Annotated in this window: 19 protein-coding genes; 11 read left to right on the top strand and 8 right to left on the bottom strand. The window is 71.6% G+C overall.

Translation table 11 applies throughout. The features are described 5' to 3' along the window. Window positions 1-118: 118 nt before the first annotated feature. The 4 genes from MTBUT4_RS04745 to phnF form a co-directional block, all read right to left on the bottom strand. The gene (locus MTBUT4_RS04745; protein ID WP_173978515.1) at window positions 119-835 is read right to left on the bottom strand and encodes an endonuclease/exonuclease/phosphatase family protein; all 717 of its coding nucleotides are present in this window, start codon (window positions 833-835) and stop codon (window positions 119-121) included. A 4-nt stretch (window positions 836-839) separates the two neighbouring features. Beyond that, a complete protein-coding gene (locus MTBUT4_RS04740) occupies window positions 840-1,484 on the bottom strand; it encodes a DUF1045 domain-containing protein (protein ID WP_173978514.1) in 645 nt (214 codons plus the stop codon). A gap of 175 nt (window positions 1,485-1,659) precedes the next feature. Continuing rightward, window positions 1,660-2,799: an alpha-D-ribose 1-methylphosphonate 5-triphosphate diphosphatase gene (locus tag MTBUT4_RS04735; protein WP_173978513.1), complete on the bottom strand. Its 1,140-nt coding sequence runs from the start codon at window positions 2,797-2,799 to the stop codon at window positions 1,660-1,662. A gap of 111 nt (window positions 2,800-2,910) precedes the next feature. Beyond that, window positions 2,911-3,648: a phosphonate metabolism transcriptional regulator PhnF gene (phnF, locus tag MTBUT4_RS04730; RefSeq protein ID WP_173978512.1), complete on the bottom strand. Its 738-nt coding sequence runs from the start codon at window positions 3,646-3,648 to the stop codon at window positions 2,911-2,913. Between the two features lie 97 nt (window positions 3,649-3,745). Between phnF and phnG the strand changes: the two genes are divergently transcribed. The 9 genes from phnG (at window position 3,746) to MTBUT4_RS04685 (ending at window position 10,830) form a co-directional block, all read left to right on the top strand. Next, window positions 3,746-4,189 (top strand): phosphonate C-P lyase system protein PhnG, encoded by a 444-nt coding sequence (gene phnG / locus MTBUT4_RS04725; protein WP_254434740.1) that lies wholly within the window; start codon window positions 3,746-3,748, stop codon window positions 4,187-4,189. 2 nt (window positions 4,190-4,191) lie between these two features. Next, the gene (phnH, locus tag MTBUT4_RS04720; protein WP_254434739.1) at window positions 4,192-4,797 is read left to right on the top strand and encodes a phosphonate C-P lyase system protein PhnH; all 606 of its coding nucleotides are present in this window, start codon (window positions 4,192-4,194) and stop codon (window positions 4,795-4,797) included. 3 nt (window positions 4,798-4,800) lie between these two features. Next, entirely contained in the window at window positions 4,801-5,871 is a 1,071-nt protein-coding gene (locus MTBUT4_RS04715; RefSeq protein WP_173978511.1) for a carbon-phosphorus lyase complex subunit PhnI, read from the top strand. Window positions 5,872-6,052: 181 nt separating this feature from the next. After that, window positions 6,053-6,904, top strand: a complete 852-nt coding sequence (locus MTBUT4_RS04710; RefSeq protein WP_173978510.1) for an alpha-D-ribose 1-methylphosphonate 5-phosphate C-P-lyase PhnJ — start codon at window positions 6,053-6,055, stop codon at window positions 6,902-6,904. Beyond that, complete coding sequence (gene phnK, locus MTBUT4_RS04705; protein WP_173978509.1) at window positions 6,901-7,674, top strand: phosphonate C-P lyase system protein PhnK; 774 nt, start codon at window positions 6,901-6,903, stop codon at window positions 7,672-7,674. The genes MTBUT4_RS04710 and phnK overlap by 4 nt, the downstream gene beginning before the upstream one ends. 154 nt (window positions 7,675-7,828) lie before the next feature. Then, complete coding sequence (gene phnL / locus MTBUT4_RS04700; protein WP_173978508.1) at window positions 7,829-8,512, top strand: phosphonate C-P lyase system protein PhnL; 684 nt, start codon at window positions 7,829-7,831, stop codon at window positions 8,510-8,512. Between the two features lie 7 nt (window positions 8,513-8,519). Then, window positions 8,520-9,665 carry an alpha-D-ribose 1-methylphosphonate 5-triphosphate diphosphatase gene (locus MTBUT4_RS04695; protein ID WP_173978507.1) on the top strand — a complete coding sequence of 382 codons (1,146 nt, stop codon included), beginning with the start codon at window positions 8,520-8,522 and terminating at the stop codon, window positions 9,663-9,665. Between the two features lie 14 nt (window positions 9,666-9,679). Next, window positions 9,680-10,309, top strand: a complete 630-nt coding sequence (locus MTBUT4_RS04690) for an acetyltransferase (protein ID WP_173978506.1) — start codon at window positions 9,680-9,682, stop codon at window positions 10,307-10,309. Next, complete coding sequence (locus MTBUT4_RS04685) at window positions 10,306-10,830, top strand: GNAT family N-acetyltransferase (RefSeq protein WP_173978505.1); 525 nt, start codon at window positions 10,306-10,308, stop codon at window positions 10,828-10,830. The genes MTBUT4_RS04690 and MTBUT4_RS04685 overlap by 4 nt, the downstream gene beginning before the upstream one ends. A 237-nt stretch (window positions 10,831-11,067) precedes the next feature. Here MTBUT4_RS04685 and MTBUT4_RS04680 read toward each other — a convergent pair whose 3' ends face one another. Both MTBUT4_RS04680 and MTBUT4_RS04675 read right to left on the bottom strand, forming a co-directional pair. After that, window positions 11,068-11,310, bottom strand: a complete 243-nt coding sequence (locus MTBUT4_RS04680) for a hypothetical protein (RefSeq protein ID WP_173978504.1) — start codon at window positions 11,308-11,310, stop codon at window positions 11,068-11,070. A 282-nt stretch (window positions 11,311-11,592) separates the two neighbouring features. After that, the gene (locus tag MTBUT4_RS04675; RefSeq protein ID WP_217424109.1) at window positions 11,593-12,219 is read right to left on the bottom strand and encodes a class I SAM-dependent methyltransferase; all 627 of its coding nucleotides are present in this window, start codon (window positions 12,217-12,219) and stop codon (window positions 11,593-11,595) included. A 154-nt stretch (window positions 12,220-12,373) separates the two neighbouring features. Between MTBUT4_RS04675 and MTBUT4_RS04670 the strand changes: the two genes are divergently transcribed. Beyond that, window positions 12,374-13,759 carry a class II 3-deoxy-7-phosphoheptulonate synthase gene (locus tag MTBUT4_RS04670; protein ID WP_173978503.1) on the top strand — a complete coding sequence of 462 codons (1,386 nt, stop codon included), beginning with the start codon at window positions 12,374-12,376 and terminating at the stop codon, window positions 13,757-13,759. 141 nt (window positions 13,760-13,900) lie between these two features. Here the strand turns inward: MTBUT4_RS04670 and MTBUT4_RS04665 are convergent, their stop codons facing one another. Then, the gene (locus tag MTBUT4_RS04665; protein WP_173978502.1) at window positions 13,901-14,821 is read right to left on the bottom strand and encodes a LysR substrate-binding domain-containing protein; all 921 of its coding nucleotides are present in this window, start codon (window positions 14,819-14,821) and stop codon (window positions 13,901-13,903) included. Between the two features lie 108 nt (window positions 14,822-14,929). On the opposite strand from MTBUT4_RS04665, the gene MTBUT4_RS04660 reads away from it, so the two are divergent. Then, window positions 14,930-15,805, top strand: a complete 876-nt coding sequence (locus tag MTBUT4_RS04660; RefSeq protein WP_173978501.1) for an RNA polymerase factor sigma-32 — start codon at window positions 14,930-14,932, stop codon at window positions 15,803-15,805. Window positions 15,806-15,813: 8 nt separating this feature from the next. Here the strand turns inward: MTBUT4_RS04660 and MTBUT4_RS04655 are convergent, their stop codons facing one another. Then, window positions 15,814-17,046, bottom strand: coding sequence for an MFS transporter (locus tag MTBUT4_RS04655; protein WP_173978500.1), 1,233 nt, complete (start codon window positions 17,044-17,046; stop codon window positions 15,814-15,816). Window positions 17,047-17,155 lie beyond the last annotated feature (109 nt).

The following is a 17,155-nucleotide window of genomic DNA, read 5'->3' as shown; positions in this document are numbered from 1 at the left end:
CCGAGCGTCGCCTCATTCGGGCCTCATCCTGAGGAGCCGCCGCAGGCGGCGTCTCGAAGGACGAGGCCCGTCGCAGGTGGCCCGCCTCATCCTTCGAGACGAGCGCTGCGCGCTCTCCTCAGGATGAGGCTACGGAATGACCGAAATCCACCACCACCGCCATGTGGTCGCTGGCGCCGTCGTCCGGGGCCACCGACCAGGCGACCGGCGCCAGGGCGCCGCCGATGCGATACAGCACGTGATCGATGCAGTCGCCCGGTCCGCCTCCCACCAAGGTCGCCTGCGGGGCCAGGCCCAGGGCGGTGCGGCAATCGGCGAAGCCCGAGCCTTCCGGCGCCAGCGCCTCGACCGGGGCGTTGACGTCGCCGGCGATGACGGCATCGCCATTTTCCCCCAGCGCCGCCGCCGCCATCCGCCATTGCCGCCGGCGCAGCTCGCCGGCATCGGCGAGATGGGTGAGGTGGACCACCGCCACGGCCAGTCCCTCCAGCTCCGCCACCAGGGCGGCGCGCTCGCCGTCCCGCGCATCGGCCGGCAGCGGCACCGCCCGGAACGACCGCAGCGGCCGGCGGGTCAGCACGGCAAGGCCGGACCAGCTGTCGGCCTCGGCCCCCTCGATGCGGCGGCGCTTGTGGCGGAGCGGCAGGAATGCCGGCGTCATGTCCAGATGCCGGGCCAGGTGGGCGGCGGTGTCGAGGCCGAGATCGGGGGCCTGCAGCACCTCCTGCAACGCCACCACGTCCGCAGCCAGCCCGGCCAGGAGGCCGGTCATCAGCTCGAGGCGGCGGCCATAGGGGCCGTCGCCCTTCCAGGTATTCAGGGTGACGACGCGCATGGTCTCAGCCGCCGAACGGGAAGCGTGCCGACAGCCGGAAGGCGGCGCCGGGAGCTGCCTGCTCGAACAGGCAGAGCGAGCGGAACGCCACCGGCTCGGCCAGGGCGGCGGCCGCCGCCGCCCGCGCCACGGCGGCGATGTCGGCCTCGCCGTCGCGCAGCCGCCGGGTCAGGGTGAGGTGGAAGCGGAAGCGGTCGAGCACGTAGGGATAGCCCCATTCCTTCAGCAAGTCGCGGTGACGCTGGTCCAGGGGGGCGGCCAGCCGCTTGGCCAGCTCCGCCTCGGTGGGCGGGGCGCGGAAGCGGTCGAAATGCCGCACGCAATCGGCGGCCAGCGAATCGATGGCCGGAGACGGAAGCGACGGTTGCAAGGCGAGGAAGCCGTCGAGCGGCTCCAGCACCAGCGCCGGCGCGGTGAAGGCGGGGCGGGCGCGGGCGAACTCGGCCGCCGCATTGAGAAGCTCGTCGCGGCTGCGGCCCTCGGCCAGGCGGAAGGGCGGCTTCAGGGTGGCGTGGAAGCCGTAAAGCCGGGGCTCGGCGATCAGGTCGTCCCGCCCCTCCAGCCACGCCCCCGCCAGCCACGCTTGTCCGAAGCGGGCCAGTGCGGTGCCCTCCTCGGGGGCGAAGTACAGCGCATAGCGCAGGCTCATGTCTTGCCCTCGCCGGGCGCGGGCCTCCGCCCGCTTGTGGGCGAAGCCCACCCTCGCAGGCTCGGGCCGCCCTGGCGGGCGTCGTTTGCCCCTGTGGGGCGGCACGGCCGCGCCCGCAATGGGCGCTGGATGCCGGCCGACTTCGCAAACGGATGAGACGAAGCGACGGCCGGCATCAATGCATCACCCTCTCGGCATGGACCAGCCGGCCGGCCACCATGGTCGCCACCACCCGGGGCAGGGCCGGGTCGGACTCATCGACCAGCACCAGATCGGCGCGCTGGCCGGGGGCGAGCTCGCCGCGGTCGTGGAAGCCGGCGGCGCGGGCGGGGTTGGTCGATACCAGCCGCCACGCCCGGGCCAGGTCCATGCCCTCGCGCACCAGGCGGAAGGCGCCGTGGGCCAAAGCGGGGTAATAGTAGTCCGAGGTCAGCACGTCCACCAGCCCGTCGCGGGCCATGTCGGCGGCCTTCATGCCGCCCTCGATGTGGCTGCCGCCGCGCACCACGTTGGGGGCGCCGAAGATGGTGGCGTTGCCCAGGCGGCGGCCTTCCTCGGCGGTGGCGCGGGTGAGCGGGAACTCGCACAGCTCGCAGCCCAGCGCATGGAAATGCCGGCGCATCTCGGGCGAGGGATCGTCGTGGGAGGCCAGGGCGATGCCGTGGCGCCGCGCGGCGGCGGCCAGGCGGGCATTGACCGCCGGAACCCGGTCGGCGCGGTCGGCGACCTCGCGCACCAGGGCGATGAAGGCGTCCACCGTCATGTGGGCGCGCTCGGCGTACTGGGCCAGCTTGGCCGGCGTGTCGATGCGGGCGGTGAACATGGGCAGATGGTCGTTGAAGGCCAGCAGGTGGATGCGGCCCTCGGCCAGCCACGCCTCGATCTGGTCGGCGGCCTCGATGTTGTAGACCTCGTGGCGGAGGTGGACATGGCTGTCGCAGGCCAGCTTGGGGCGCAGACGGTCGAGGGTGTCGAGGAACCCCACCGCCGCCTCGCGCCCGCGCAGGCCGGGCTCCCAGCTCCAGGTCAGGCCGTGCAGGGCGGTGGTGATGCCGTTGGCCACCAGCTGGCGGTCGGTGTCGAGCAGCGCCACGTCGGCGGGAAAGCGCACCTGCGGCCGCGGCATCAGCTGGCGCTCGAAGGCGTCGCCGTGCAGATCGACGATGCCCGGCAGGGCCAGCAGGCCGGCGGCGTCGAGCACCCGGCCGTTGCCGGACCCGGCCAGCTCGGCGATGCGCCCCCCGGCCACCGCGATGCCGGTCTCGACGATCCCGTGCGGGGCCAGCACGCGCGCCCCCCGGATGAACATGTCCATGCGTCCCCTCAAGGCTGGTGAACGCGTCTGCAATATCGCCGGGCGGCGGGGCCGGGCATGATTGTTTGATGACAGAACGGTCGGCGGGGCGACCTTCGCCCGATTGGTCGGTCAGCCGCCCGGCTCGAACACGATCTGCACCCGGTCCGAGGCCCAGCGCGCCACCGAATATTCCACCGGGCGCCCCGAGGAATCGACGTTGACGCTTTCGGTCATCAGGATCGGCTTGTTGGGGGCCTGCTGCAGCAGGCGGGCGTCGCCGGCGCGGGCGGCGCGGGCGGTCACCCGGGTGACCTTGCGGGTATAGTCGCCGACCCCGAGCCGTTCCATCGAACGGGTGATGGAGCCGGTCTCGGCGATGATGGCGGCCAGGCTGGGAAAGCGGGCCTTGGCGAAATAATGGGACGACACGCTGACCGGGCGGCCGTCGGCCTCGCCGAGCCGCTCGATGACCACCACCAGGCTGCCCTTGCGGATTTCCAGCGACCGCGCCACCGCCGCCTCGGCCGCCTCCTCGCGCACCGCCAGGGTGCGCCCCGAGGGCTCGCGGTTGTGGCCCGCCACGGTCTCGGAAAAGCGGGTGCGCTTCTTGACCCGGTAGTCGATGACGCTTTCCTGGACGAAGGTGCCGCGCCCCTGCTCGATGCGCACCAGCCCCTGTTCGGCCAGTTCGGCCACCGCCCGGCGCACGGTATGGCGGTTGACGCCGAAATCCCCGGCCAGCTGGTGTTCGGTCGGCAGCTGCTCGCCGGGCTGGCGGCGGCCGACGACGATGTCGCGCTCCAGCCGTTCGGCGATCTGGCGCCACAGCAAGGTGCCCGCGCCGCGGGCGAGGTCCTGCCCCGTCATGGAAACTTCACCCTTCAACCCTTGAGTCCGAAAGCGTCCAACGCCATAACTATGGCACGATGACGTATAGACGTCTATACCAATTTCGGATTGATCCATGCCCCCCGCCGAAACCGAGTTCCGCCGCCGCTGGATGGGCGTGCTGGCCAAGGCCGCGCCGGCCGAGATCGCGGCCGCCTGGCACCGCCTGGCGTCGCCGCCGGCCTATGCCCTGCTGCGCCGGCCTGAAATCGGACTGGTGATGGTGCGCGGCCGCGCCGGCGGCGACGGCGGCGCCTTCAACCTGGGCGAAATGACGGTGACCCGCTGCTCCGTCCGCCTGCCGTCGGGCATTGTCGGCCATGCCTGGGTGGCCGGGCGCGCCCCCGCCCACGCCGAACGCGCCGCGGTCATCGACGCCCTGCTGCAGCAGGGCGACGCCACGCTCGGTCCCGAAATCGACCGGCTGGAGGCGCTGCAGGCCGAACGCCGGACCCTGGCCGCGCGCAAGGCGGCGGCCACCCGGGTCGACTTCTTCACCATGGTCCGCGGGGAGGATTGAGAGTGACCGCTGTGCACGCCACCGACGGGCTGCTGCCCGGTTTCGCCGACCCGGTCCTCGATTCCCAGCGGGTGTTCCGCGCCGTGCTGGAGGCCACCGCTCGGCCCGGCACCCTGGTCGAGCTGCCGCTGCACCTGGAGCCGCCGGCCCCGCTCGACGCCGCCACCGCCGCGGTGATGCTGGCGCTGGCCGATTACGAGACGCCGCTGTGGCTGGACGGCACCGCCGCCACCGACGCGGTCGCCGAGTACCTGCGCTTCCATTGCGGCTGCCCGCTGGTGAGCGACCCGGCGGCGGCGGCCTTCGCGCTGATCGCCGACGCTTCCATCATGCCGCCGCTGGCCGCCTTCCATGCCGGCAGCGACGAGTATCCCGACCGCTCCACCACCCTGGTGATCCAGGTCGCCACCCTGACCGCCGGCGAGCCGGTCGAGCTCAGCGGCCCCGGCATCCGCGACAGCGCCCGCCTGGCGGCCGGCGCCTTTCCGCCCGATTTCCCGCGCTGGGTGGCGGCCAACCACGAGCTGTTCCCGCGCGGCGTCGATCTGGTGCTGGCCAGCGGCCGCAGCCTGGCGGCGCTGCCGCGCAGCACCAGGCTGGAGTGGTAGGCCATGTACGTCGCGGTCAAGGGCGGCGAGACCGCCATCGACAACGCCCACCGCCTGATGGCGGAGGAGCGGCGCGGCGCCCCCGCCACGCCCGAGCTGTCGCTGGACCAGATCGCCGGCCAGTTGGGCCTGGCGGTGGACCGGGTGATGACGGAAGGATCGGTGTACGACCGCGAGCTGGCGGCGCTGGCGCTCAAGCAGGCCCAAGGTGACGTGGTCGAGGCGGTGTTCCTGCTGCGCGCCTACCGCACCACCCTGCCCCGCTTCGGCGCCTCGGAGCCGCTGGACACCGCCGCCATGGCCATCCGGCGGCGCATCAGCTCGGCGTTCAAGGACCTGCCCGGCGGCCAGGTGCTGGGGCCGACCTACGACTACACCCACCGCCTGCTCGATTTCGCGCTGGCGGAAGGCGGCGATCCCGCCCCGGCGGCGCTGGCGCCCGAGCCGCTCGACGCCGCCATGCCCCGGGTCGCCGACGTGCTGGGACAGCAGGGCCTGATCGAGGACAATCCCGCCGGCGACGAGAGCCCGGGCGACCTCACCCGCCAGCCGCTGAATTTTCCCGCCGGGCGTGATCTGCGGCTGCAGAACCTGGCCCGTGGCGACGAAGGCTTCCTGCTGGCGCTGGCCTATTCCTCGCAGCGCGGCTACGGCAACACCCACCCCTTCGCCGGCGAGATCCGCATGGGCAATGTGGCGGTGGAGCTGGTGCCGGAGGAGCTGGGCTTCGCCATCGAGATCGGCGAGATCGCGGTCACCGAATGCCAGATGATCAACCAGTTCAAGGGCTCGAAGACGCGGCCGCCGCAATTCACCCGCGGCTACGGCCTGGCCTTCGGCCGCTCGGAACGCAAGGCCATGGCCATGGCCCTGGTCGATCGCAGCTTGCGCGCCGGCGAACTGGGCGAGGACGCCACCAGCCCGGTGCAGGACGAGGAATTCGTGCTGGCCCATTCCGACAGCGTCGAGGCCTCGGGCTTCGTCCAGCACCTGAAACTGCCCCATTACGTGGATTTCCAGTCGGAACTGGAGCTGATCCGGCGGCTGCGGGCCGGCAAGGAGGCCGCGGAATGACGCGCCCTGACCAGATCATCCCCTCGCCCGCTTGCGGGAGAGGGAGGGGCCCGTCGCCCCAGCGACGGGAGGGAGAGGGCGCGCGCCGCCCTCACCCCGGCTCGCTGGCGCTCGCCCCCTCTCCCGCAAGCGGGCGAGGGGTTGGCGGTCCGGGAATGACGAAAAAATCGGACAACCGCCCATGACCCACGCCACCGGCTACAACTTCGCCTATCTCGACGAGCAGACCAAGCGGATGATCCGCCGCGCCATCCTCAAGGCGGTGGCGATCCCCGGCTATCAGGTGCCGTTCGGCAGCCGCGAGATGCCGCTGCCCTATGGCTGGGGCACCGGCGGCATCCAGGTGACGGCGGCGGTGATCGGGGCCGACGACACCCTGAAGGTCATCGACCAGGGCGCCGACGACACCACCAACGCCGTCTCCATCCGCCGCTTCTTCGCCCGCACCGCCGGCATCGCCACCACCGAGCGGACCGAGGCGGCGACCATCATCCAGACCCGCCACCGCATCCCCGAGACGCCGCTGGCCGAGGGCCAGATCCTGGTCTATCAGGTGCCCATCCCCGAGCCGCTGCGCTGGCTCGAGCCGCGCGAGACCGAGACCCGCAAGATGCACGCCTTGGCCGATTACGGGGTGATGCACGTCAAGCTTTACGAGGACATCGCCCGCTTCGGCCGCATCGCCACCACCTACGATTATCCGGTGCTGGTCAACGGCCGCTACCTGATGCGGCCCTCGCCCATCCCCAAGTTCGACAATCCCAAGATGCACATGAGCCCGGCCCTCCAGCTGTTCGGCGCGGGGCGCGAGAAGCGCATCTACGCGGTGCCGCCCTATACGGCGGTCAAGAGCCTGGATTTCGACGACCATCCCTTCGAGGTCCAGGCCTGGGACCAGGCCTGCGCCCTGTGCGGCGCCACCGACAGCTTCCTCGACGAGGTGGTGACCGACGACAAGGGCGGCCGCATGTACGTCTGCTCCGACACCGATTATTGCGGCCGCCGCCGCGAGGCCCAGGAGGCCGCCCAATGAGCGCGCCGCTGCTCCGCGTCAAGGACCTCACCCGCCTGTACGGCGCCCGGGTGGGCTGCCGCGACGTCTCGTTCGACCTGTGGCCGGGCGAGGTGATGGGCATCGTCGGCGAATCGGGCTCGGGCAAGACCACCCTGCTGAGCTGCCTCTCGGCCCGCCTGGAACCCACCGCCGGCAGCGTCCAATACGACGTGCGCGGCCAGGGCCTGACCGACATCTACATCATGGGCGAGCCGCGGCGGCGCATGCTGATGCGCACCGACTGGGGCATCGTCCACCAGAATCCCAGGGACGGGCTGCGCATGGGCGTCTCGGCCGGGGCCAATGTGGGCGAGCGCCTGATGGCGGTGGGGGCGCGCCATTACGGCGACATCCGGGCCCGCGCCGACGAATGGCTGGGCAAGGTGGAGATCGAGTCGGAACGCCTGGACGACCTGCCGCTGACCTTCTCGGGCGGCATGCTGCAGCGCCTGCAGATCGCCCGCAACCTGGTCACCCATCCCCGCCTGGTGTTCATGGACGAGCCCACCGGCGGCCTCGACGTCTCGGTCCAGGCCCGCCTGCTCGACCTGCTGCGCCGGCTGGTCACCGACCTGAACCTGGCCGCCATCATCGTCACCCACGACCTGGCGGTGGCCCGGCTGCTGGCCCACCGGCTGATGGTGATGAAGAACGGCGAGGTGGTGGAATCCGGCCTGACCGACCAGGTGCTGGACGACCCGCACCATCCCTATACGCAGCTGCTGGTCTCTTCGGTGCTGATGCCATGACCAAATTCGGCTCGGACTGCAATTTCCGTCGTTCCCGCGAAGGCGGGAACCCAGGGGTCCCGGAACGGATGTCGGTGCACCCCCTGGGTCCCCGCCTGCGCGGAAACGACGCTGGAGATGGACATCGCGCGCCTTTCGCGGACGGGAGGCTTCCATGACCGCCATGATCCGGGTCGAGACCCTGTCCAAGACCTACGTGCTGCACACCCAGGGCGGGGTCAGCATTCCGGTCTTCGCCGATGCCGACCTGGAGGTGGCGGGCGGCGAATGCGTCACCCTGCACGGCCCCTCGGGCTCGGGCAAGTCGACCCTGCTGCGCTGCCTGTACGGCAACTGCAAGCCCGATGCCGGGGCCATCCGGGTCCGCCACGACGGCGCCGAGGTGGACATCGCCGCCGCCGACCCGCGCGACGTGCTGGCGGTGCGCAAGCACACCATGGGCTATGTCAGCCAGTTCCTGCGCGCCATCCCGCGAGTGCCGGCCCTCGACGTGGTGGCCGAGCCGCTGCGCGCGGTGGGAGTGCCGGCCGAGACGGCGCGGGGCCGCGCCGCCGAGCTGCTGGCCCGCCTGCGCATCCCCGAGCGGCTGTGGGCGCTGGCCCCGGCCACCTTCTCGGGCGGCGAGCAGCAGCGGGTCAACATCGCCCGCGGCTTCGCCGCCGGCCATCCCATTCTGCTGCTGGACGAGCCCACCGCCTCGCTGGATGCCCGCAACCGCGCCGTGGTCATCGAGCTGATCGAGGAGGCCAAGGCCGCCGGCACCGCCCTGGTCGGCGTCTTCCACGACGACGAGGTGCGCGAGGCCGTCTCCACTCGCATCTTCTCCATGCTAGGCTGACCCGACCATGACCAGCGAAATCGTGCTCGCCAATGCCCGCATCGTCACCGCCGACGAGGTGATCCGGGGCACCCTGCACGTGAAGGACGGGCGCATCATCGGCCTGGCGAGGGGCGCCACCGCGCTGCCCGGCGCCGTCGATTGCGACGGCGACTACGTGGTGCCGGGGCTGGTGGAGCTGCACACCGACAATCTGGAGAAGCACGTCACCCCCCGGCCCAAGGTGCGCTGGCATCCCGGCTCGGCGGCGCTGGCCCACGACGCCCAGATGGCCTCGGCCGGCATCACCACCGTCTTCGACGCCATCTCGTGCGGCGACATCATCGAGGGCTCGACCCGGCTGGAGACCCTGGAGGACATGGTCGGCGCCGTCAGCGACGCCCAGGCGCGCGGCCATTTCCGCGCCGAGCACCGGCTGCACCTGCGCTGCGAGGTGTCCAGCGCCAACATCCTGGAGCTGTTCGGCGCCTTCGCCGACAACCCGCTGGTCGGCATCGTCAGCCTGATGGACCACACCCCGGGCCAGCGCCAGTTCGTGCGCGAGGACAAGTATTACGAATACTACCAGGGCAAGTACGGCTTCAGCGATGCCGAGATGGTGGAGTTCACCCGCCGCCAGCAGGAGAATTCCGCCCGCTATTCCGACCCCCACCGCCGCGCCATCGCCGCGACCTGCCGGGAGCGGGGCCTGACCCTGGCCAGCCACGACGACGCCACCCCCGAGCACGTGGCCGAGGCGGCCGGGCTGGGCATCCACTTCGCCGAGTTCCCCACCACCGTCGAGGCCGCCCGGGCCTCGCGCGCCGCCGGCATGATGGTGCTGATGGGAGCGCCCAATCTGGTGCGCGGCGGCTCCCATTCCGGCAACGTCTCGGCCGCCGAGCTGGCCGGCATCGGCTGCCTCGACGTGCTGTCCTCGGATTACGTGCCCATCAGCCTGATGGAGGCGGCCTTCCTGCTGCACGGCGGCCCGCTGGGCTTCGCCCTGCCCGCCGCCATCGCCACCGTCGCCGCCAACCCGGCGCGGGTCGCCGGCCTCGACGACCGCGGCACCATCGCGGTGGGCAAGCGCGCCGACCTGGTCCGCGTCCATGATGCCGGTCACATGCCGGTGGTCCGCGCCGTCTGGCGCCAGGGCCGGCGCATCGCCTGAGGAAAGGACTCCCCATGCCCAAGCTGGCCGAGACCGTCGTCCACGAGTCCGTGCGCCTGCGCGAGACCACCATCGGGCGCCGCTGCGAGGTGCTGGCGGACACCCGCATCGAGTATTCCCGCCTGGGCGACTACTCCTATCTGGGCGAGGATTGCGAGGTGGCCGATGCCGAGATCGGCAAGTTCGTCGCCGTCGCCAACCGGGTCCGCATCGGCGCCCCCAACCATCCCATGGAGCGCCCGTCGCAGCACCGCTTCACCTATTGCCCGGAATATTACGAGGCGGGGGCCGGGCGCGACCTCGGCTTCTTCGCCGACCGCCGCGCCGCCCGGGTGGTGATCGGCCACGACGTGTGGATCGGCCACGGCGCCATCGTGCTGCCCGGCGTGACTGTGGGCGTCGGCGCGGTGATCGCCGCCGGCGCCGTGGTCAGCCGCGACGTCGCGCCCTATACGGTGGTCGGCGGCGTGCCGGCCAGGCCCATCCGCGCGCGCTTTCCCGCCGCCATCGCCGCCAGCCTGGCCCGCATCGCCTGGTGGGACTGGCCCGACCAGGTGCTGTTCGCCCGCCTGGCCGAGTTCCAGAGGATGCCGGCGGAAGAGTTCTGCCGACACTACGATCCGGCCATGGAGGTCGCACCATGATCACCGTCCGCGACAGCCGCGACGACGACGTCGCCACCATCGCCGCCATCTACGGCCATTGGGTCCGGCACGGCCTCGCCAGCTTCGAGCTGGAGCCGCCCGGCGAAGGCGAGATGGCGTCGCGCCGCGCCGCCCTGCTGGCCGCCGGCTACCCCTATCTGGTGGCCTCGAACGGCGACGGGCGGGTGGTGGGCTATGCCTATGCCGGCCCCTACCGCACGCGGCCGGCCTATCGCTTCACCGTCGAGAATTCGGTCTATGTCGCCCCCGACGGCCAGGGGCGCGGCGTCGGCCGGGCGCTGATGTCCGAGTTGATCCGCCGCTGCGAGGCGGCCGGGTTCCGCCTGATGGTGGCGGTGATCGGCGATTCCGCCAACACCGCCTCGATCAAGCTGCATGCCGGTTTCCGCTTCGGCCATGCCGGCCTGCTGCCGGCCGCCGGCTGGAAGCACGGGCGCTGGGTCGACAGCGTGCTGATGACCCGCCCCCTCGGCCCCGGCGCGGCGATGCCGCCGGGTTAGGCCGCCGGAGCAGGCAGATACCCCTCGCCCGCCCGCGGGAGAGGGAGGGGCCCGGCCGTCAGGCCGGGAGGGAGAGGGCCCGCACCGTCAGGTGCGCTTCGCGACAGCGAAAGCTCTTGCGTTATCATATTATGGACGCGTGGACACGCGCCGCCCTCACCCCGGCTCGCTGACGCTCGCCCCCCTCTCCCGCAGGCGGGCGAGGGGGACCATTCTTACGGGTTTTTCTGCGCCGGGTTAGGCCGCCGCCAGCTCGATGACCGGGCGGCTGTCGTTGGCCGGTTCCGGATCGGCGGCGGCGGCGGCGGCCACCGGTTCGGTCATCCGCACGGAGGCCAGCAGCAGCGCCACGGCGGGCAGCATGGGCAGCACCGGGGCGACCACCTTGTAGAAATCCTCCGCCGACGTTCCCGTCACCGCGAACGCCCAGGCCGAGGCCGCGAAGGCGGCGGCGATGGCGATAAGGGTCGGAGCGAGCATGGCTTTCCTCTCAATATGATGATGCGCTAATGTTGCGCTGCAGCAGGACATGGCGCGCCGATTCTCCAGCGCAAGCGCCGTCCTCGCCCCCGGGTAGGCCGGCCCACCCGGTCGAGGCGGCGGCTTTCACCCGTCTCGCGCAGCATCCTTAGGCGGAGCTGGCGATGGCGGCAATGAAACGCCGTCCCATGCTGCAATGCGGAATAAAATTGCCCGCCCCTGCCCCACCCTGGACTGAGGTATGGGGCGGCCCCAGCCCGCCCCGACGGGTGGCATATCCGGCTAGATCCGCCGGAACAGGCACCAGGTGAAGTGCTGCACGCCGCCATTGGGGGTGACGTGCTCCTCGCGCATTTCGGCCACCAGGTCGAAATCCGGCCCCAGCAGGTCGGACAGCGTGCCGGCGTCGTGGCGCATCACCGGCAGGCCGGAGCATTTCTCGGGACCATCGGGGGCGAAGGTGCCCAGCACCGCCCAGCCGCCCGGCACCAGCGCCGCCATCATCACCTTGCGATAGGCCTTGCGTTCCTCGGGGCGGGTGAGGAAGTGCAGCACGGCGCGGTCGTGCCACAGCTCGAACAGGCCCGGCACCGGGCGCCATTCCAGCACGTCCGATTCGATCCAGGTGACGTCCTCGGCCATCGCCCCCAGGCGGTCGGCGGCGACGTCCAGGGCGGCGGCCGAGACGTCGAGCACGGCGACCTGGCTGTGGCCGCGTTCGAGCAGGCGGTCCACCAGCAGCGACGCGCCGCCGCCGACATCGACGATGCCGGCGGCGCGCGACAGGCCCGCCCGCGCGATCAGGGCCAGCGAGGCGGCGGGCTCGGCCTGGTACCAGCTCACCCCCTCGGGCGCCTTGCTGGTCCAAACCTCCTGCCAATGGCTGCGGCGTTCGTCGTTGATGGTCATGGTCTCCTCCCGGTGCGGTTCCACATTATGTGGGATCGCATGCCCCTGACCAGAGCAACTCCGTCGCGGCGGGCTGGAATTCTTTGCCCGGGAGTCGTATAGAGAACCCCCTGCTCTCGCGCGTGCGAGATGACATTCCTGTTTCGAGGACGTGATGGCTGAACCGTGGACGCCGGAGTCCTGGCGCTCGAAGACCCTGCACCAGGTGCCCACCTACCCCGACGCGGCCCGCCTGGCCGGTGCCGAGGAGACCCTGCGCACCTTCCCGCCGCTGGTCTTCGCCGGCGAGGCGCGGCGCCTGAAGGCCTCGCTGGCCCGCGTCGCCGACGGCCGCGCCTTCCTGCTGCAGGGCGGCGACTGCGCCGAAAGCTTCGCCGAGTTCCGCGCCAACAACATCCGCGACACCTTCCGCGTCATGCTGCAGATGGCGGTGGTGCTGACCTACGGCGCCGCCGTGCCGGTGGTCAAGGTCGGCCGCATGGCCGGCCAGTTCGCCAAGCCGCGCAGCGCCGACACCGAGACCATCGACGGCATCACCCTGCCCAGCTACCGCGGCGACATCATCAACGGCATCGACTTCACCCCGGACTCGCGCATCCCCGACCCCGAGCGCATGGTGCGCGCCTACAACCAGTCGGCCGCCACCCTGAACCTGCTGCGCGCCTTCGCCCAGGGCGGCTATGCCGACCTGCACAAGGTGCACCAGTGGACCCTGGGCTGCGTCACCGGCTCGCTGCAGGGCAAGCTGTACGAGGATCTGTGCAACCGCCTGTCCGAGACGCTGTCCTTCATGGAAGCCTGCGGCATGACCTCGGAGACCACCCCGCAGATCCGCGAGACCGAGTTCTTCACCTCGCACGAGGCGCTGCTGCTGCCCTACGAGGAGGCGCTGACCCGCGTCGATTCCACCACCGGCGACTGGTACGACTGCTCGGCCCACATGCTGTGGATCGGCGAGCGCACCCGCCAGCTCGACGCCGGCCACGTGGAGTTCCTCAGGGGCGTCAGGAATCCCATCGGCTTCAAGGCCGGGCCGGGCATGTCCGGCGACGACCTGCTGCGCCTGATCGACGCGCTCAACCCCGACAACGAGCCCGGGCGCCTGACCATCATCACCCGCATGGGCGCCGAGAAGATCGGCGAGAGCCTGCCCGGCCTGGTCCGCGCGGCGGCGCGCGAGGGACGCTCGGTGGTGTGGTCGTGCGATCCCATGCACGCCAACACGGTCAAGGCCGCCGGCGGCTTCAAGACCCGCGAGTTCGACCGCATCCTGGCCGAGGTGCGCGCCTTCTTCGCCGTCCACAAGGCCGAAGGCAGCCATGCCGGCGGTGTCCATTTCGAGATGACCGGCCAGGACGTCACCGAATGCGTCGGCGGCACCAAGGCGGTCACCGAGGCCCGCCTGGGCGACCGCTACCACACCCATTGCGACCCCCGCCTCAACGCCACCCAGGCGCTGGAGCTGGCCTTCCTGGTCGCCGACCAGCTCAAGGCCGACCGCCAGGGGGACCAGGCCACGGCGCGGGTGGCGGCGCGGTAAGCCCCCTCCCCCCCTCTCTCCCTCCCCCCTTGCGGGGGAGGGTTGGGGTGGGGGGGGGGAACCGCGTCGGACGTGGTCGTTCGCGGCTTCACCCCGCCCCCAACCCCTCCCCATCAAGGGGAGGGGAGAGTGGAAGCGCCGTCACCCCGCCGCCCGTTCCACCACGTCCGGCAGGTTGTCCTCGATCATCCGTTCGAGCAGCCGGTATTCCTCGACCCGCGAGGTGGTGCGGCGCCACACCATGTCGATGGGGCGGCCGGGCGGCGGCGGCTGGAACGGGCGCACCGCGATCTGGTCGTCGGCCTCGGCCTCGGCCTTGACGTAAAGGGCCGGCAGCAGCGTCGCGCCCAGGCCGGTGGCCACCATCTGTCGCAGCGAATCCAGCGAAGTGGCGCGGAAATCGGGATGTTCGGCGGCGCCGGCCTGGCGGCACAGGACCAGCGCCGGCTCGCGCATGCCGTCGCCCTCCTCGAGCATGATCAGGCGTTCCCCGGCCAGGTCCGAAGGCATCAGGGACTGCTTCTCGGCCAGCCGGTGGCCCAGCGGCAGCACCGCATAGAGCGGTTCGCGGAACAGGGTGCGCACGGTCAGATGGTCGTCGTCGCGCGGCGCCGCGGCGACCAGCAGGAGGTCGAGGTCGCCATGGGCCAGCTCGGCCAGCAGGCGGTCCTGCGGCTCCTCGCGCAGGTACAGGCGCAGCTCGGGATACCGGCTCCGCAGCACCGGCAGGATGTGCGGCAGCAGATAGGGACCCAGGGTGCGTAGCACCCCCACCCTCAGGGTTCCGGCCAGCGGCCGGCTGCCGGCCTGGGCCGCCTGTTCCAGGTCGGCGACGTCGCGCAGGATGGCCCGCGCCCGGTCCGCCACCTCGCGGCCCACCGGGGTGAGCAGCACCCGGCGGCGGGTGCGCTCCACCAGCAACACCCCCAGCGTGTCCTCGAACTGGGCAACCTGGGCCGACAGCGCCGGCTGGGACAGGCCCAGGCGCTCGGCAGCGCGGCGGAAATGCAGCGTTTCGGCGACGGCGACCAGGCAGCGCAACTGACGGAGGGAGACGGCCATGGCTGTGTTATAACCTTTTCCTATCAATAATGAAAGACAAATCGATTGGCATTATCACCGCGCGCGCCCTAGTTTCATTGTCAAGGTTACTGAACCTGGGAGAAGACCATGTCCACCCCCCGAGCCTCCTCGGACCCCGCCACCTCGTACTTTCGCGCCCTGCGTGAGGCGCCGCTGCTGTCGGGCGAGGACGAAGCCGAGCTGATCCGCCGCTGGCGCGACAATTCCGACGAGGGCGCGCGCACCCGGCTGATCGAGGCCCATCTGCGCCTGGTGGCCAAGACCGCCGCCCAGTTCAAGGGCTACGGCCTGGGCACCGCCGACCTCATCGCCGAGGGCAATCTCGGCCTGGTGCGGGCGCTGGAGACCTTCGAGCCGGAGCGCGGCCTGCGCTTTTCCACCTACGCCCAGTGGTGGGTGCGCGCCGCCATGTTCGAATATGTGCTGAAGTTCTCCACCCCGGTCAATTTCGGCCTGTCGGCCGAGCGCAAGCGCCTGTTCTTCAAGCTGCGCGGCCTCAAGGCCCGGCTCACCGGCCCCTCGGGCGGCTCGCTCAGCGCCGCCGACACCGCGACCGTCGCGGCCGAGCTGGGGGTCAAGCCCGAGCGCGTCGCCGAGATGGAGCGCCTGATGACCCAGCCGCCGCGCTCGCTGGACGCCCCGGTGGTGGAAGGCGGCGCCTCGTTCGGCGAGCTGCTGGCCGACGACACCCCGTCGGTGGAGGAGCGCCTGGGCGAGCGACAGGAGCTGATGTACCGCCGCGAGCTGCTGAAGCACGCCTGGAGCGAACTCACCGAACGCGAGCGCGACATCGTCGCCGAGCGCACCCTGCGCGACAAGCCGCTGCGCCTGGAAGACCTGGCCCAGCGCTACAACATCAGCCGCGAGCGCGTCCGCCAGATCGAGGCCTCGGCCCTGGGCAAGCTCAAGACCCTGGTCGCCGGCGCCCCCGCCCGCCTGGCCGCCAAGCCCGCAGGCGCCTGATCCCCCCTTTACCTCCGGCCCTCCGGACTCGGCCGCCACCCCTCGGGGCTGGCGGCCTTTTTTTCACCCGGCAGCGCCAGGGCCGCCGCGACCACCACCAGCGCCGCCGCCGCCATCAGCCAGAACAGCACCGCGAAGCCGCCGGTGGCGCCGTGCAGCAGCGACACCAACGGCACCGCCAGGCCCGAGACGCCGAAGGACAGCACGAATTTCATGCCGAAGGCGGTGCCGCGCCAGCGCGCCGGGGTGTAGCGGGCCAGCAGCAGGTTCTCGGCCGGGATGGCGGCCATGTTGAAGGCCACCGCCAGGGTGGCGGCCAGCACCAGCGGCAGGCCGGCGGCCCAGGCGCACAGGGCGAGCAGCGGCACCTGGCCGAGATAGGCCAGCAGGTAGACCCATTTGGCCGGGAAGCGGTCGGCGAGGTGGCCGGCCAGCACCTGGGTCAGGCCGGCGGCGAGATAGACCGCGCTGACCGCGGCGGCGGCCTCGCCGATGCCGGCGCCGTCGCCCAGGCGCTCGGCGAACAGCTTGGGCAGGGCCGGCTGGGTCGCCTGATAGACCAGGCCGCCGCACAGCATGGTCAGCGACAGCACCAGACCGGCGCGCACGGTGTCGCCGCGGCTGGCCGGCGGCACCAGAACCCGGTCGATGCGGGTCTCGACCACCCAGCCCCGAGCCAGGACCAGCAGGAAGACGGCGCCGGTCAGCAGCACCGCCAGCCCGGGCACCACGAAGGCGGCTCGCCAGCCGAAGGCTTCGATCAGCCCGCCCGCCACCAGCCCGGCCACCGCCGGTCCGATACCGCCGAACACCCCGTTGACGCCGATGGCCTTGCCCCGGTCCACCGCGTTGCGCAGCAGCCAGTTGATGCCCACCGGGTGATAGATGGCGCCGAACAGCCCCACCAGCGCCAACGCCGCCGCCAGCGTCGCCGGCCCGTCGGCCAGCCCGACCAGCACCGCAGCGCCGCCCAGGCCGAGGAAGTACACCGCCATCATCCCCACCGTGCTCCAGCGGTCGCCCAGCCAGCCGGCGACCGGGGCGAGCAGGCCGTAGAGCAGCTTGCCGGCGACGATCAGCGCCAGCACTTCGCCGTAGGGCAGCCCCAGCTCGGCCGGCAGCACCAGCGCCGCGATGTAGAAGATCGGCTCGAACAGGTGGGCGTAGAGATGGCCCACGCACGAGAAGGCGAGCGCGGCGCGGCCGGAGGATTGCGGGTTCGCGGCAGGGGGGGCGGGCATGGAGAGGCACTGTGCCCGAGCCAGGGTATGTCCGCAACCCGGCCGCGCGCCGGGCGCAGGCCGCCTTCACTGTGTGAACCGGCAAGTCAAGCGTATACTCGACTTTAGT

The sequence above is a fragment of the Magnetospirillum sp. UT-4 genome (assembly GCF_902729435.1).
Lineage (GTDB): Bacteria > Pseudomonadota > Alphaproteobacteria > Rhodospirillales > Magnetospirillaceae > Magnetospirillum.
Note: the sequence above shows the minus strand (reverse complement) of the source record. Positions and strands in the feature narration are given on the sequence as shown.